The following is a 14,000-nucleotide window of genomic DNA, read 5'->3' on the forward strand; positions in this document are numbered from 1 at the left end:
GGGTGCCTTTCGCGGATCAGCGCGGCGCCTCAGACCCGTCGCCCTGCAGCACGATGAGCGAGGTGTTGGTCTCGCCTCCGTGCTGACGGGGATCCGGCACCGCAGGTCCTGCCTTCGGCGAGCGCTTGGCTCGGCGCTGCAGACGGTACGCGATGTAGGAGAGCAGGAGACACACGGCCACGTACATCGATCCGCCGACGATCGCCGCCGGGATCAGCGGGGAGCCGTAGGGCGCCTGGTTGCCGATCTGGTTGATGACGTAGAGCAGCTCCTGGTACGTGATGATGAATCCGAGCGCGGTGTCCTTCAGCGCGACGACGAGCTGCGCGATGATCACGGGCATCATGGCCCGGACCGCCTGCGGGATCAGGATGAAGTACATCACTCCTGTCTTGCGCAGTCCGATCGCGTATCCGGCTTCCTTCTGTCCCCGTGGCAGCGACTCGATCCCCGCGCGCAGCACCTCGGCGAGCACGGAGCCGTTGTAGACGATCAGCGCGATGACGACCGCCCAGTACGGCGGCATCTTCACACCGATCACGGGAAGGCCGTAATACAGCAGCATCATGAGGATGAGGACGGGCACGGCCCGAAGCACCTCGATGATCCAGCGGACGGGTTCGCGCACCCAGGCGTGCTCGGAGAGGCGTCCGACGCCGAGGAGGAAGCCGAGGACGATGGATCCGACACCGGCGACGGCGAAAGCGGCCAGCGTGGCCAGGAGTCCTTCGCCGAACCGAACCCAGACGGCCGAGAAGGTGAAGATGTTCCACTTCTCCGCGGTGAACTGTCCGGTGGCGAACAGGCGCCACACGACCCAGCCGAGCACGGCCAGGACGACCAGCACCGTGAGCGCGCCGATGAGGCGGTTCCGGACGACGGCACGGGGACCCGGGACGTCGAAGAGGACGGAAGTCATCGTGCGATCCTCCACTTGTTCTCGAGTACGCGCTGCAGCCAGCCGAGCAGCAGCACCAGGACCACGAAGACGACCATGACCCACAGCAGGACAGCCAGCGCGTTCTCACCCCGCTCGCTCAGCGACGCCCGGATGGTGCCGAGGTTGACGACGGAGAAGCCCGCGGCCACCGTGGTGTTCTTCATCAGGGCGATGAGGACGCTCATCATCGGAGGAACCACCGAGCGTGTCGCCTGCGGTAGCACGACGTAGCGCATGACCTGACCGAAGTTCAGGCCGATCGCCCGTGCCGCCTCGGCCTGCCCCACCGGCACCGTGTTGATGCCGGCGCGCAGCGCCTCCGCGACGTAGGTCGCGGTGTAGATGCCGAGGGCGCTGACCGCCAACATCAGCGGGTTCACGCGCTCCCCCAAGAGGAGCGGCAGGCAGAACGCGAAGAAGAACATGACGAGTGTGAGCGGCGTGTTGCGGATCCAATTGACGTAGACGCCGCCGACCGCCCGGGCGATCGGCACGGGGGACACCCTGGCCGCGCCGACGATCAGTCCGAGTACCAGGGCGATGAGCCCGCCGCCCAGGAACAGCACGATCGTGCCCCACAGTGCTTCACCCCAGAGGTCGAGGTGGTCGCTGATGACTCCCACAGCTGCTCCTGTCGATTCGTGTTCTCGCGATGGCCCTGCCGATGAAGGGGCGGCCGATGGTGTCGGCCGCCCCCTTGAATCAACCGACCGGGTCGACCTCGGGCTGCTTCGCCTCGACGCCGGACGCGCCGAGGTTGTTGTCGAAGATCTGCTGCCAGATGTCTCCGCCGTCGGTCAGCTGCGTGTTGAAGTACTCGACAAGCGCGTCATCGCCCTTGGCCACGCCGATGCCGTAGCGCTCCTCGCTGAAGGGCTCTCCGACGACCTTGAGCTTGTCGGGGTCCTGGGCCGCGTAGCCGATGAGGATCGCCTCGTCGGTGGTGACGGCGTCGACCTGGCCGCTCTTGAGGTCCTCGACGCACTTCGAGTAGGTGTCGTACTCCTTGGTCTTCACCTCGGGGTAGTTCTCCTTGATGTTCTGGATCGGCGTGGAGCCGGTGGCCGAGCAGACGATGGTCGACGCGTCCAGGTCGTCCACGCTCTCGATGTCGCTGTCGGCGCCGACGAGGAGGCCCTGTCCGGTGACGAAGTAGGGGCCGGCGAAGGAGATCTGCTCCTTGCGCTTGTCCGTGATCGAGTAGGTCCCGACGTAGTAGTCGATGTCGCCGTTCACGATCGCCTGCTCGCGGTTCGCCGAGGCGATCGCCGTGAACTCGATCTTCTCCGGGTCGACCCCGAGCGAGGCCGCCATCCAGCGGGCGATGTCGACGTCGAAGCCGGTGCGGTCGCCGGTGACCGGGTCGAGGTAGCCCAGACCCGGCTGGTCCTCCTTGACGCCGACCTTGACCGTGCCCGACGACGAGATCCGGTCGAACGTCGGACTCCCGTCGATGCTGACGTCCGTCAACACCGTCCAGGGCGTGGCGCTGGACGCGTCGTCGTCGCCGCCGTCCTCCGGCGCTCCCGTGCTCGACGGGGTTCCGCTGTTGCAGGCCGTCAGGGCGAGCAGCGCCGCCGCTGCGATTCCGATGCCTGCCAGTGTCCGTGTGCGTCGCATGTGCGTCTCCTTCGTGTGCTGTGTGTGCAGGGTCTGTGGGGTACGAGGGGCTGAGGTCAGGCGCTCAGTGCGTGAGGAGCTTCGAGAGGAAGTCCTTGGCACGGTCGCTCTTCGGGTTCGTGAAGAACTCCTCGGGAGTCGCCTCCTCCACGATCCGACCATCGGCCATGAAGACGACGCGGTCGGCCGCCTTGCGTGCGAAGCCCATCTCATGGGTGACCACGATCATGGTCATGCCCTCATGGGCGAGCTCGACCATCACGTCGAGGACCTCGTTGATCATCTCGGGGTCGAGCGCGCTGGTCGGCTCGTCGAACAGCATCACCTTCGGCTGCATCGCGAGCGCACGGGCGATCGCGACGCGCTGCTGCTGCCCGCCGGACAGCTGTGCCGGCAGCTTCGAGGCCTGCTGGTCCACGCCGACGCGCTTGAGGAGCAGCATCGCCTCGGCCTCGGCATCCGCCTTCTTGAGGCCGCGGACCTTGATCGGACCGAGGGTCACGTTCTCGAGGATCGTGAGGTGGGCGAAGAGATTGAACGATTGGAAGACCATGCCGACGTCCGCACGGAGCGTGGCGAGGCCCTTGCCCTCGGCAGGCAGTTCCTTGCCGTCGATGAGGATGGATCCGCTCGTGATGGTCTCGAGCCGGTTGATGGTGCGGCACAGGGTCGATTTGCCGGAACCGGACGGGCCGATCACGACGACGACCTCGCCGGAGTTGACCGTCAGATCGATGTCGGCGAGCGCCTGGAAGTCGCCGTAGTGCTTCTGAACGTTCTCGACAACGACGAGGGGTGTACCAGAGGTCATCATTTCTCCAAACTAGCCACGTCGTACGCGTGGTTCCAGGCACTCCGGTGAGATTTACACGTTCGTAATCACCTGATCGCGGTGCCAATGCTGCCTTGCATGGGCACCCCACGGCCCGCCCCCTCGGGCCGCGGGATCATCCCGCTGCTGCACTCCCAGCGACAGTGAAGCGGCAGGCCTCCGATCGTGTGCGATCGCCCTCACACTGGCAGAAGGCGGCCCCCGTGTCAGACTTCTTGAGGATTTCTTGAGCCGTCAGCCGCGAAGATCCCGGTAGTAGTCGATCGCCCCCGGATGCAGGGGAACAGGGCCGGTGAAAATCGCCGAGCGGCGGTCCAGCAGTGCCGCGGTCGGCACCTGACCGGCCATCCGCAGCCGGGCGTCGAACAGGCCTGTCAGGATGTCGCGGACCACGCCGTCGGGGGTGGAGGACGCAGTGACGAGATAGTTCGGAACCGCCATCGTGGTCGCAGCGTCCGTCAGGCCGTAGGTGCCGGCCGGCACATCGGCGGGGCGATACGCATCGGAGTATCGCTCGTTGACACGGTCGACCCATTCCTGTTCGATCGGCAGCAGGCGCACCGCCGTCACCTGGGCGAGTTCCGAGACGCCGGGGGTGGGGAGCCCGCCGACCCAGAAGAATCCGTCGATCTCCCCCTGTTCCATCGCGCGGATCGACTCTCCGAGGTCGAACCTCGGGTTGCGGACCGACGCGAGGTCGACACCGGCCGCATCGAGGACGCGCGCAGCGATCACGTTCACCCCGGAGTTCTCGGCGCCGAGCGAGATCGTGCGCCCGGCGAGATGACCGATGTCCGCGATCTCCGAGTCGCCGCGCACCACGACCTGCACGTACTCGTCGTACAGACGAGCCACGGCCTGCACCTCCAGCGGATGCTCGAACGCCCCGGCCCCTGCCACGGCATCTGCGGCGGCGTCTCCCTGTGCGAAACCGACCAGCGCTTCTCCCGAACTCACGCGCAGCAGGTTGTCCACCGAACCGGCCGTCTCGAGGGCGGTCATCCGGACATCCAGCTCGCCGGAGAGCACGGCCGCGAGATGGCTTCCGTAGTCGTAGTAGACGCCCGTCGATCCGCCGCTGGCGATCGCGTACTCCGCGTCGGTCCATTCGCTCGCCCGCTGGGTGCACGCCGCCAAGGCCCCCAGCAGCGCGAGAGCCATGGCCCCGGCGATCACCCGCCGCACCCCGACGTTCACGGGGTGGTCCTGTCGTGCAGTTGCAGGGCGACGACGAGTCCACCGTCCGCAGCCGCCGCGACCGTCAGTTCGCCACCGACCGTCTCCAGCAGATCGCTCGCTATGGCGAGCCCGAGCCCCGTGCCGGGCGTGTCCTCGCTCTCGGCACTTCGCCAGAACCGGCCGGTCGCCGCCGCCGCCTGCTCTTCGCTGAGCCCAGGGCCGTGATCGCGGACCGTGATGCGGCAGACCCCGCCCTCCCGCTGCGCGCCGATCTCGATCGGCGCGCCATCCGGGGAGAACTTCACGGCGTTGTCGATCACCGCGTCGAGGGCGCTCTCGACGATCGTCCTGTCGGTCACGCTCATCACAGAGGCCTCCCCCGACCCCACCAGGGTGATGCCACGGTTCCCGGCGACATCGCGCCAGGCATCGCGGCGACGAGCCGCCAGGGTCGACAGATCGACCGCGGACATCGGCGAATCACCCCTGCTTCCTCTGGCGAGTCCGAGGAGCGTCTCGAGGATGCGCGTCATCCGTCGGCCTTCCTCCCTCGTCTCCTCCACATCCTCACGCCATTCCGTGCCCAGTCCCGTGGCCAGATGCTCGACCCGCAGGAGCAGGGCGTTGAGCGGATTGCGCAGTTCGTGTGACGCGTTCAGCGCGAACTCCTGCTGCCGCGTCATCACCCTCTCGATCTCGTCGGCCATGCCGTTGAAGACACGCGCCATCCGTCGCAGCTCTGGCGGACCGGCATCCTCCGCGACCCGCGCGTCCATCTCGCCGCGCTCGATCGCCACCATCGCCTCGTCGAGTCGTCCGACCGGCGACAGCACCCAGCGGGCGAGGCGGAACACCAGCAGCACCCCGAGCGCGATCAGGACGAGCGCGATCGCGGAGATCACCAGGATCTGCTGCAGGATGGCGGCACGGGGAGCATCGACATCGCCCGCGACCATCACCGCACCGATCACGTCGCCATCGTCGAACACCGGTTCGGCGAGAGCGGCGTCGGCGACCGACCAGGGGTACACCGCTGCAGGCTGCTCCGCTCGACGCCCGGAGAGAGCGAGCCTGACCCGCTCCGCGTCCTCGTCCGTGAGCGCCGCCGCGTCCTGATCGCCGGAGGCCCAGACGCCACCGCCCAGGTCGAACACGGTGACGTCGATGCCGTACACCTCTCGGAACCGCCTCACCTCGGCGTCTATCACCGTCGCGCTCCCCGACCGCAGCGCCTGGCGGGCGCTCGTGACGAAGTACCCGAGGTCACCGAGCTGCTGCGTGTAGAACGACTGCTGCACGCTCCCGGCCGCACTCCAGCCTGCCGCGCCGCCGAGGGCGACGAGGATCGCCACGAGGGGGACGAGGAACACGATGACCAGACGGCGACGCATGGCTCAGGATCCTGCGAGCCGGTAGCCGACGCCGCGGACCGTCTCGATTACGCCGCGGGCGCCGGTCTTCTTGCGGATCGCCCCGACGTGCACCTCGAGGGAGTGCCCGAATCCGCGCCAATCCGTGTTCCATACCTCGCGGATCAGGCGCTCCTTCGGAACCGCCACACCGGGATACCGTGCAAGGACGGCGACGATGTCGAATTCCTTGCGGGTGAGGTCGACCGGTACGCCGTCCGACAGCACCTGACGCGACACGAGGTCGATCTCGAGCGCGCCGTCGAGAAGCCGCACCCGCGCGTCGGACTCGGGACGCATCGGCCGCGAGCGTCGCGTCACCGCCTCGATCCTGGCGAGCAGCTCGTGCACGTCGTAGGGCTTCACCACGAAGTCGTCGGCACCGGCGCGCAGCCCCTTGATGCGCTCGGCGACCTGGTTGCGTGCCGTGACGATCACGATCGGAACCTCGGAACGTCCGCGGATCCGACGGCAGAGGTCGACGCCGTCGATGTCGGGCAGCCCGAGGTCGAGGAGGACGACCTCGGTGTCCGCGCCGAGGAGCTCCAACGCGGCTGCCCCGTCGGCGGCCCGCACCGTGGCATAGCCGGATCGCGCGAGGAAGGCCTCCAGCGCACCGGCGACCCGGTCGTCGTCCTCGACGATCAGAATCCTCATCGACCCCGCTTCCCGCTTCCTTCGTCGGTCGGAACGTCAGTCGAGCGACAGCGCCCGCTGCGCGAACGCGCTCTCGTACAGGCACACGCTCGCTGCCGTCGCCAGGTTGAGGGACTCGGCCTTGCCGAAGATGGGCAGACGCAGCACCTGGTCGGCGAGTGCGAGAGCGTCGTCCTCGAGCCCTCGTGCCTCGTTGCCGAAGAGCCAACCCGTGGGTTCCGCCAGCACGCCGTCGGCCCGCGCCTTCAACAGGTCGTCGCCCTTGACGTCGGCCGCGAGGATGCGCAGCCCCGCCGCGTGCGCACGATCGACGACGTCGGACAGGTCTCCCCGATCGAGACCGGGAGGTGGAACAGCGAACCTGTCGTGGCCCGCACCACCTTCGGGTTGTAGGGGTCGACGGTACGACCGGTCAGCACCACGGCGTCGGCGCCTGCGGCATCCGCGGCACGGATGATCGTGCCGAGGTTCCCTGGGTCCCGCACCTCCTCGCAGATCGCCACCAATCGCGGCGACGCATCGAAGATGTCACGCACCGACGTCGGCGTCTGCTGCACCACCGCCACGAGCCCCTGCGGAGTGACCGTGTCGGCCATCGCATTGAGCACGTACTCGGTCACGAACTCGACGTCGACGTCCGCCTCGGCCGCGCGCGCACGGATGTCGGGATGCTTCTCCCAGCCGTTCGGCGTCGCGAACAGCTCGACGATCGCCTCCGGACGATAGACGAGCGCCTCGCGGACCGACTGCGGGCCTTCCAGAAGGAACAGTCCGGTCTCGGTTCGCGCACTGCGCTTGGTCAGCTTCGCGACGGCACGGACTCGGGGTGAGCGGGGGTTCTCCAGCACGATCACAGTCTAGGGAACCGACGACGGGTTCCCGCACCATCGAGATAGCATGCCCCCATGAGAGCGGATGCCGTGACGCCGATCGCTCGACGGCGGATCGTCCTCCTCGTCCTCGCCGCCGTCACCGTCGCGGCCGGACTGATCGTGCATCGCACCGTGACCGGCGTCCCGGGCGATATTGCGGGAGATGCGCTCTACGCGGTGCTGATCTCGTTGCTCGTCGCGCTCGTCGCGCCACGGGCTCATCCCGCTGCGGTGGCGGTCATCGCGTTCGCCGTGTGCGCCGCCGTCGAGCTGTTGCAGCTCACGGGTCTCCCCCGCGAGCTGGCGTCGGTCTTCCTCCCGACCACGCTCGTCCTCGGCTCCGGCTTCGATGCGCGCGACATCGTCGTGTACGCCGTGGCCGTCGCGGCGACGGCTCTCACCGACGGCGCCGTCAGCCGGGCGATGGCCGGCGCGGAGCCGAGAGACGCCACAGGGCGCCCTCCCGAAGGAGAGCGCCCTGTGTGAAGAGGTGCTTACGCAGCCGACTTCGGTGCGTTGACGTCGGAGGGCAGAGCCTTCTTCGCCGTCTCGACCAGGGTCGTGAACGTGGCAGCGTCGTTGACCGCGAGGTCGGCGAGCATACGACGGTCGACCGTGACACCCGCGAGGCCGAGGCCCTGGATGAAGCGGTTGTAGGTCATGCCGTTCTGGCGGGCAGCGGCGTTGATGCGCTGGATCCAGAGACGACGGAAGTCGCCCTTGCGCTTGCGACGGTCCCGGTACGAGTAGACCAGGGAGTGGATGACCTGCTCCTTGGCCTTCCGGTAGAGGCGCGAACGCTGTCCGCGGTATCCGGAGGCGCGCTCGAGGATGACGCGACGCTTCTTGTGGGCGTTTACCGCCCGCTTGACTCTTGCCATTTTCCTGTGTTCCTATTCGTGCGTCGGACGCGTCAGCGACCGAGAAGCTTCTTCGCGACCTTGGTGTCGGCCTTCGAGAGCACCTGGTCCTGGTTGAGGCGACGGGTGCGACGGCTCGACTTGTGCTCGAGGTTGTGGCGCATCCCGGCCTGCTGCTTCTTCAGCTTTCCGCTGCCGGTGATCTTGAAGCGCTTCTTAGCACCCGAGTGGGTCTTCTGCTTCGGCATCTTCTCTTCCTTCGTATGGCGCCTTCTCAGGCGACGGTGTCAACCCGCGGTGCGGGAGTTCTGGGGGCGGGGTTACTCCGCCGGTGCGGAAGCTGCGGACTCGCTCTTCGCCTCGCGCGCGGCCTGCTTCTTGTCGGCACGCTGCGCGTCACGGACGGCGTTCTGCTCCTGCTTGGCCTCGGACTTGCTCTTCAGCGGAGCGACGACCATGACCATGTTGCGACCGTCGATGGTCGGGTTCGACTCGACGGTGCCGAACTCGGCGACGTCCTCGGCGAACTTGCGCAGCAGACGCACACCCTGCTCGGGGCGCGACTGCTCGCGGCCGCGGAACAGGATCATGGCCTTGACCTTGTCGCCGGCCTTGAGGAAGCCTTCTGCACGCTTCAGCTTGGTCGTGTAGTCGTGAGCCTCGATCTTCAGACGGAAGCGGACTTCCTTGAGGATCGTGTTCGCCTGGTTGCGGCGCGCTTCCTTTTCCTTCTGGGCGGCCTCGTACTTGAACTTGCCGTAGTCCATGATCTTGACGACGGGCGGCTTCGAGTTGGGGGCGACCTCGACGAGGTCGAGATCGGCTTCCTGCGCGAGGCGCAGTGCAGCCTCGATGCGGACGACGCCGATCTGCTCACCCGCGGGGCCGACGAGGCGGACCTCGGGGACGCGGATGCGCTCATTGGTACGGGGATCGCTGATGCGGAGCTCCTTAGACGATGTGATCTCGGCCACCGCGATGCTGTCTGCATCACGGGCGAAATCGGAATCGTCCCCCACCCACCGGCATTCAGACGCCGGCTCCACACCCTGTCTGCCGGTTTCGTCGCAGGGACGGAACCGGTGGAGTGCAAGACCCGGTAGCCTTGAACGGCAAGCGCGGGTGGGAAATGAATCCTCTTTCGATTCGGAGCGTGACGCCCCGAAGCCCGCCAAAGTCTAACAGAAAGCAAGGCACGTGACGAACCAGGCACCGGACGAGGCTGCACGCGAGCGCGAAGAGCGCTGGGCACGTCAGGAGGAGGCCGCATCGTCGGCCACCCGAGACATCGCCGATGTCCCCGCGGTCGAGGTGATCACCACTGCCGCCGTGCACCTCATGAGCGCGGCCGCCGTCAAGCTCGGCCTCGCCGACGATCCGGATGCCGCGGCACAGCTCGACCTCGATGAGGCCCGCAAGCTCATCAACGCGCTGGCCGGCCTCATCACCGCCGGCGCACCGGAGATCAGCGACATGCATGCACGGTCGCTGCGAGACGGGCTCCGGTCGCTGCAGCTCGCGTTCCGCGAAGCATCCGCGATCCCCGACCCGATCGGCAAGGGCCCGGGCGAGAAGTGGACCGGCCCGGTCACATGAGACGGCGCGCGGGCGCCGGAGGTTGGCGAGAAGCTGCGGTCAGGCGCTGCGGCGGAGCTTGACGGTGAGGGAGTCCGCGAGCACGGCGATCCGGTCGTCGGATGCCCAGCGCTGAGCCAGACGAGACATCACCGCGTCGAGCACTTCGCGTTCGAGGCCGTCCACGAGCTCCAGGATCACGATCAGCTCGGGGCCGCGCAGGCGGGCATCGGGGTCACCGGATGCCACAGCGACGTCGATCACCGCCAACTCGTGCGCCACGCTCTCCTGGAGCGCGGTGTACACCTCGGTGGAGAGGAAGCTCGGCTCCCAGGGGTGCTCCTGGGCGATCGCCCACACCGCGGGCCGCCGGATCACGAACTCCGTGTCGGAGGTCGGGTCGAGCACGATCAGATCGGTGTCTTCGGCCGACGCGGCCAGCGCGGCACGCAGCGCCTCGACCGGGATGGGCCGCGCGGCGGGGTCCCACTTCTGCATCGCGTCGACCGAGGAGAACACCGGCTGCACGCGGCGCCCATCCGGAGCGGCCACCGTCACGATCGACAGCTCCTGCGTCTTGTCGACGGCGAGCCCGTTCGGCGCGACGCCCTCTTCGCCCTTCTCGGCGATCAGCGGGATCAGCACGCGAGCGGAACGGAAGGCGTCGACGACCTCGACCTGACTGCCCTCCCCGCGCGGAAACGCAGGAGCGCGGAGAGCAGCGCGGGATCGGCGGAGCCGTCATCCGCCGCGTGCGGGTTCGACTCGAAGCTGCGTCCCTCCCACGGGACTCCGGCCGAGTCGCCGTGGTTGTGCGACTCCGGCCCGCAGGCGTGCCCGTCAGTCTCCGGCGACATCCAGTGCCTCAGCCAGGGTGAACGCGCCGGCATAGAGAGCCTTGCCGACGATCGCACCTTCCACACCGAGGGGTACGAGATCGCGGAGGGCCGCGATGTCGTCGAGGTTCGAGATGCCGCCGGACGCGACGACCGGCTTCGGCGTGCGCGAGGTGACCTCCTCAGCAGCTCGAGGTTGGGGCCGCGGAGCGTGCCGTCCTTGGTGACGTCGGTGACCACGTAGCGGCTGCAGCCGGCATCCTCCAGGCGCTCGAGCACCTCCCAGAGGTCGCCGCCCTCCTTGGTCCAGCCGCGGGCGGCGAGCGTCGTGCCCCGCACATCCAGGCCGACCGCGATCGCCTCGCCGAAACGGCCGATGACATCGGCCGCCCACTCGGGGTTCTCCAGCGCTGCCGTGCCCAGGTTGATCCGGGTGGCGCCGCTCTCGAGTGCCGCCTCCAGCGTCGCGTCGTCGCGGATGCCGCCGGAGAGCTCGATGTTCACGCCCTTGAACTGCTTGATCACCTTGCGCAGGATCGGTGCATTGCTGCCACGCCCGAATGCCGCGTCGAGGTCGACGAGATGGATCCACTTCGCGCCCTGCGCTGCCCACTCCCCTGCGGCGTCGAGCGGGTCGCCGTAGCTCGTCTCGGACCCGGCCTCACCCTGGGTGAGGCGGACGGCCTTTCCCCCGGCGACATCGACCGCGGGAAGGAGCGTGAGCGAGGGGGACTGCGCGAAGTCGTTCATGGGGTCCTTGCATCGGGAAGGTCAGCGGCCCGGACCGGGCACGAGAACCGAGGGTAGTCCGCCGACGGGCGGCTGACAAAACGGATGACGTCGACGGTCGGGGTCAGAGACTCCCGACCCAGTTGCGCAGCAGTTGGATGCCCGCTTCACCCGACTTCTCCGGGTGGAACTGCGTCGCCGACAACGGCCCGTTCTCGACGGCAGCGAGGAACGGATCGCCATACGTCGTCCAGGTGAGGACAGGCTCGGGGAACGGAGGGATGACATCGAGCTCCCACGACTGCGCCGCGTAGGAGTGCACGAAGTAGAAGCGCTCCTCCTCGAGTCCACGGAACAGGACGCTGTCGGCTCCGGGCTCGACCGTGTTCCAGCCCATGTGGGGAAGCACCGGCGCATTGAGCTCGGTGACGGCTCCCGGCCACTCGCCCAAGCCCTCGGTGTCGTGCCCTCGCTCGACGCCGTGCGCGAAGAGCACCTGCATGCCGACGCAGATGCCCATCACCGGGCGGCCTCCGGCCAATCGCCGATCGATGATCTCGTCGCCGCCGTGCGCGTGCAGCGCATCGCGGACGGCTTGGAACGCACCGACGCCCGGAACCAGGAGCCCATCGGCCTCGAGCGCCGCCGTGCGGTCGCGCGTCAGCACCGCATCCGCTCCGGCCGCGGCCAGCGCCTTGACCGCCGAGTGGACATTGCCCGACTCGTAGTCGAAGACCGCGACCCGGGGCGTCCTGCTCACAGTGCCCCTTGGTGGAGGGGATGCCCTCGACCAGCGGATCCAGCGCCTTGGCCTGGCGGAACGCCCGGGCGAAGGCCTTGTACTCCGCCTCGGCGATGTGATGCGGGTCGCGTCCGCCCAGCACGCGCACGTGCACCGTCAACGCCGCGTTGAACGTGATGGCCTCGAACGAGTGACGCACCAGCGATCCCGTGAAGTGGCCCCCGATGAGGTGGTGCTCGAATCCCGCGGGCTCGCCGCTGTGCACGAGGTACGGCCGACCGGAGATGTCGACGACCGCCTGCGCGAGGGCCTCGTCGAGCGGCACGAGCGCGTCACCGTAGCGGGAGATCCCGGACTTGTCGCCGAGAGCTTCCAGGATCGCCTGGCCGAGCACGATGGAGACGTCTTCCACCGTGTGGTGCGCGTCGATGTCGGTGTCGCCCGAAGCGCGCACGGTGAGGTCGGTGAGCGAGTGCTTCGCGAAGGCCGTGAGCATGTGGTCGAAGAAGGGCACCGAGGTGTCGATGCGGCTCGCACCCGTGCCGTCGAGGTTCAGTTCGAGCTCGACGGTGGACTCCGACGTGCTGCGGACACGGCTCGCGGTGCGCGGCGTCGTTACGGGGTGCTCATGATGCCGATCCTATCGAGGCCAGCGCATCGAGGAACGCCGTGGTCTCGGCCTCGGTGCCCGCGCTCACCCTGAGGTGTCCGGGGATCCCGACATCGCGCACCAGCACGCCGCGGTCGTACAGCTGCTGCCATGTCGTGTGCGGGTCCGCCACCCCGCCGAAGAGGACGAAGTTCGACCACGATTCGTGCGGTGCATAGCCGAGCGCTTCGAGAGTCGCGGTGATCCGGTCGCGCTGCTCGACGATCTCCTCGACCATCCCGAGCATCACGTCGGCATTGCGCAGTGCCGCGACCGCGGCCGCCTGCGTGAGCGCACTCAGGTGATACGGCAGGCGCACCAGACGCAGCGCATCGATGAACGCGGGGTCGGCCGCCAGGTATCCGACCCGCGCCCCGGCGAAGGCGAACGCCTTGCTCATGGTGCGGGACACCGCGAGGCGAGGACGCCCGTCGAGGAGCGTCAGGGCCGAGGGGCGTCGTGGGGCGCGAACTCCTGGTAGGCCTCATCGACGATCACGATCCCTCGAGCGGCCTCGTACACGGCCTCGACGACATCGAGTCCGAGCGGAGTGCCCGTGGGGTTGTTGGGCGTGCACAGGATGATCACGTCGGGGTCGGCGGCGCGCACCTGCTCCGCGGCTTCCTCGGGGTGATCGTGTAGTCGGGCTGCCGCGTGCCGGCGATCCAACGGGCCCCGGTCCCCTGCGTGATGAGCGGATACATCGAGTACGTGGGTGCGAAGCCGAACGCGGTGCGCCCCGGCCCTCCGAAGGCCTGCAGGATGTGCTGGAGCACCTCGTTCGATCCGTTGCCCGCCCAGATCTGGTCCGCGGAGAGGCCGTGCCCCAGATACTCGGCGAAGGCCTCCCGGAGTGCCGTGAACTCCCGGTCGGGGTACCGGTTGACCTCGTGGATCGCCACCGCGATGTCGTCGAGGATGTCGCTCGCGACGGCATCCGGGATCGGATGCGTGTTCTCGTTCACGTTCAACGCGATCGGGAGGGGCGCCTGCGGTGCACCGTAGGGCGTCAGACCGCGAAGATCATCACGAAGAGGAAGATCATTGAGGGAGAAGGTCACCCTCCCCATGTTAAGCGGCTGGTCGTGCGGATGACGAAA

The 14,000-nt window shown here is 68.0% G+C and carries 13 protein-coding genes and 5 pseudogenes; 2 read left to right on the plus strand and 16 right to left on the minus strand.

What is annotated here, in order from left to right; translation table 11 throughout:
• Positions 1-16 precede the first annotated feature (16 nt).
• The 8 genes and pseudogenes from G4G29_RS12940 to G4G29_RS12975 all read right to left on the minus strand — a co-directional run bounded on the left by G4G29_RS12940 (position 17) and on the right by G4G29_RS12975 (position 7,485).
• Positions 17-919, minus strand: a complete 903-nt coding sequence (locus G4G29_RS12940) for an amino acid ABC transporter permease (RefSeq protein ID WP_183150415.1) — start codon at positions 917-919, stop codon at positions 17-19.
• Positions 916-1,563, minus strand: coding sequence for an amino acid ABC transporter permease (locus G4G29_RS12945; protein ID WP_183150416.1), 648 nt, complete (start codon positions 1,561-1,563; stop codon positions 916-918). The genes G4G29_RS12940 and G4G29_RS12945 overlap by 4 nt, the downstream gene beginning before the upstream one ends.
• A gap of 79 nt (positions 1,564-1,642) precedes the next feature.
• Positions 1,643-2,560: a glutamate ABC transporter substrate-binding protein gene (locus G4G29_RS12950; protein ID WP_183150417.1), complete on the minus strand. Its 918-nt coding sequence runs from the start codon at positions 2,558-2,560 to the stop codon at positions 1,643-1,645.
• Positions 2,561-2,624: 64 nt separating this feature from the next.
• Complete coding sequence (locus tag G4G29_RS12955; RefSeq protein WP_183150418.1) at positions 2,625-3,371, minus strand: amino acid ABC transporter ATP-binding protein; 747 nt, start codon at positions 3,369-3,371, stop codon at positions 2,625-2,627.
• Between the two features lie 255 nt (positions 3,372-3,626).
• Positions 3,627-4,589: a TAXI family TRAP transporter solute-binding subunit gene (locus tag G4G29_RS12960; protein ID WP_244632000.1), complete on the minus strand. Its 963-nt coding sequence runs from the start codon at positions 4,587-4,589 to the stop codon at positions 3,627-3,629.
• Positions 4,586-5,962 carry a HAMP domain-containing sensor histidine kinase gene (locus tag G4G29_RS12965; RefSeq protein WP_183150419.1) on the minus strand — a complete coding sequence of 459 codons (1,377 nt, stop codon included), beginning with the start codon at positions 5,960-5,962 and terminating at the stop codon, positions 4,586-4,588. The genes G4G29_RS12960 and G4G29_RS12965 overlap by 4 nt, the downstream gene beginning before the upstream one ends.
• Positions 5,963-5,965: 3 nt before the next feature.
• On the minus strand, positions 5,966-6,637 hold the full coding sequence (locus G4G29_RS12970; RefSeq protein WP_183150420.1) for a response regulator transcription factor: 672 nt from the start codon (positions 6,635-6,637) through the stop codon (positions 5,966-5,968).
• Positions 6,638-6,673: 36 nt separating this feature from the next.
• Positions 6,674-7,485 (minus strand): annotated as a pseudogene (locus tag G4G29_RS12975) (RNA methyltransferase).
• Between the two features lie 57 nt (positions 7,486-7,542).
• Between G4G29_RS12975 and G4G29_RS12980 the strand changes: the two are divergent.
• Positions 7,543-7,995 (plus strand): DUF2809 domain-containing protein, encoded by a 453-nt coding sequence (locus G4G29_RS12980; RefSeq protein ID WP_183150421.1) that lies wholly within the window; start codon positions 7,543-7,545, stop codon positions 7,993-7,995.
• 8 nt (positions 7,996-8,003) lie between these two features.
• On the opposite strand, the gene rplT is transcribed toward G4G29_RS12980, so the two are convergent.
• From rplT to infC, 3 genes are all read right to left on the minus strand, one after another.
• Positions 8,004-8,390, minus strand: coding sequence for a 50S ribosomal protein L20 (rplT, locus tag G4G29_RS12985; protein ID WP_017202428.1), 387 nt, complete (start codon positions 8,388-8,390; stop codon positions 8,004-8,006).
• Positions 8,391-8,422: 32 nt separating this feature from the next.
• Positions 8,423-8,617, minus strand: coding sequence for a 50S ribosomal protein L35 (gene rpmI, locus G4G29_RS12990; protein ID WP_017828564.1), 195 nt, complete (start codon positions 8,615-8,617; stop codon positions 8,423-8,425).
• 72 nt (positions 8,618-8,689) lie between these two features.
• A complete protein-coding gene (gene infC, locus G4G29_RS12995) occupies positions 8,690-9,343 on the minus strand; it encodes a translation initiation factor IF-3 (RefSeq protein WP_183150422.1) in 654 nt (217 codons plus the stop codon).
• Positions 9,344-9,566: 223 nt separating this feature from the next.
• Here infC and G4G29_RS13000 point away from each other — a divergent pair, with 223 nt between their 5' ends.
• Positions 9,567-9,965 (plus strand): DUF1844 domain-containing protein, encoded by a 399-nt coding sequence (locus tag G4G29_RS13000; RefSeq protein ID WP_183150423.1) that lies wholly within the window; start codon positions 9,567-9,569, stop codon positions 9,963-9,965.
• Between the two features lie 39 nt (positions 9,966-10,004).
• On the opposite strand, the pseudogene G4G29_RS13005 reads toward G4G29_RS13000, so the two are convergent.
• The 5 genes and pseudogenes from G4G29_RS13005 to G4G29_RS13025 all read right to left on the minus strand — a co-directional run bounded on the left by G4G29_RS13005 (position 10,005) and on the right by G4G29_RS13025 (position 13,970).
• A pseudogene (locus G4G29_RS13005) lies at positions 10,005-10,801 on the minus strand (SseB family protein).
• A pseudogene (gene priA / locus G4G29_RS13010) lies at positions 10,785-11,530 on the minus strand (bifunctional 1-(5-phosphoribosyl)-5-((5-phosphoribosylamino)methylideneamino)imidazole-4-carboxamide isomerase/phosphoribosylanthranilate isomerase PriA). The pseudogenes G4G29_RS13005 and priA overlap by 17 nt, the downstream one beginning before the upstream one ends.
• Positions 11,531-11,633: 103 nt before the next feature.
• Positions 11,634-12,269 (minus strand): imidazole glycerol phosphate synthase subunit HisH, encoded by a 636-nt coding sequence (hisH, locus tag G4G29_RS13015; protein ID WP_183150424.1) that lies wholly within the window; start codon positions 12,267-12,269, stop codon positions 11,634-11,636.
• 4 nt (positions 12,270-12,273) lie between these two features.
• A pseudogene (hisB, locus tag G4G29_RS13020) lies at positions 12,274-12,807 on the minus strand (imidazoleglycerol-phosphate dehydratase HisB); the annotation flags it as partial.
• 70 nt (positions 12,808-12,877) lie between these two features.
• Positions 12,878-13,970, minus strand: a pseudogene (locus G4G29_RS13025) (histidinol-phosphate transaminase).
• Positions 13,971-14,000 lie beyond the last annotated feature (30 nt).

The organism is Microbacterium sp. Se63.02b, from assembly GCF_014171575.1.
Lineage (GTDB): Bacteria > Actinomycetota > Actinomycetes > Actinomycetales > Microbacteriaceae > Microbacterium.

Coding starts and splice junctions, on each gene's coding strand:
- G4G29_RS12980 (WP_183150421.1), top strand. CDS start 7,543: ATGAGAGCGGATGCCGTGACGCCGATCGCTCGACGGCGGATCGTCCTC.
- G4G29_RS12955 (WP_183150418.1), bottom strand. CDS start 3,371: ATGACCTCTGGTACACCCCTCGTCGTTGTCGAGAACGTTCAGAAGCAC.
- rpmI (WP_017828564.1), bottom strand. CDS start 8,617: ATGCCGAAGCAGAAGACCCACTCGGGTGCTAAGAAGCGCTTCAAGATC.
- G4G29_RS12965 (WP_183150419.1), bottom strand. CDS start 5,962: ATGCGTCGCCGTCTGGTCATCGTGTTCCTCGTCCCCCTCGTGGCGATC.
- G4G29_RS12950 (WP_183150417.1), bottom strand. CDS start 2,560: ATGCGACGCACACGGACACTGGCAGGCATCGGAATCGCAGCGGCGGCG.
- rplT (WP_017202428.1), bottom strand. CDS start 8,390: ATGGCAAGAGTCAAGCGGGCGGTAAACGCCCACAAGAAGCGTCGCGTC.
- G4G29_RS12940 (WP_183150415.1), bottom strand. CDS start 919: ATGACTTCCGTCCTCTTCGACGTCCCGGGTCCCCGTGCCGTCGTCCGG.
- G4G29_RS12970 (WP_183150420.1), bottom strand. CDS start 6,637: ATGAGGATTCTGATCGTCGAGGACGACGACCGGGTCGCCGGTGCGCTG.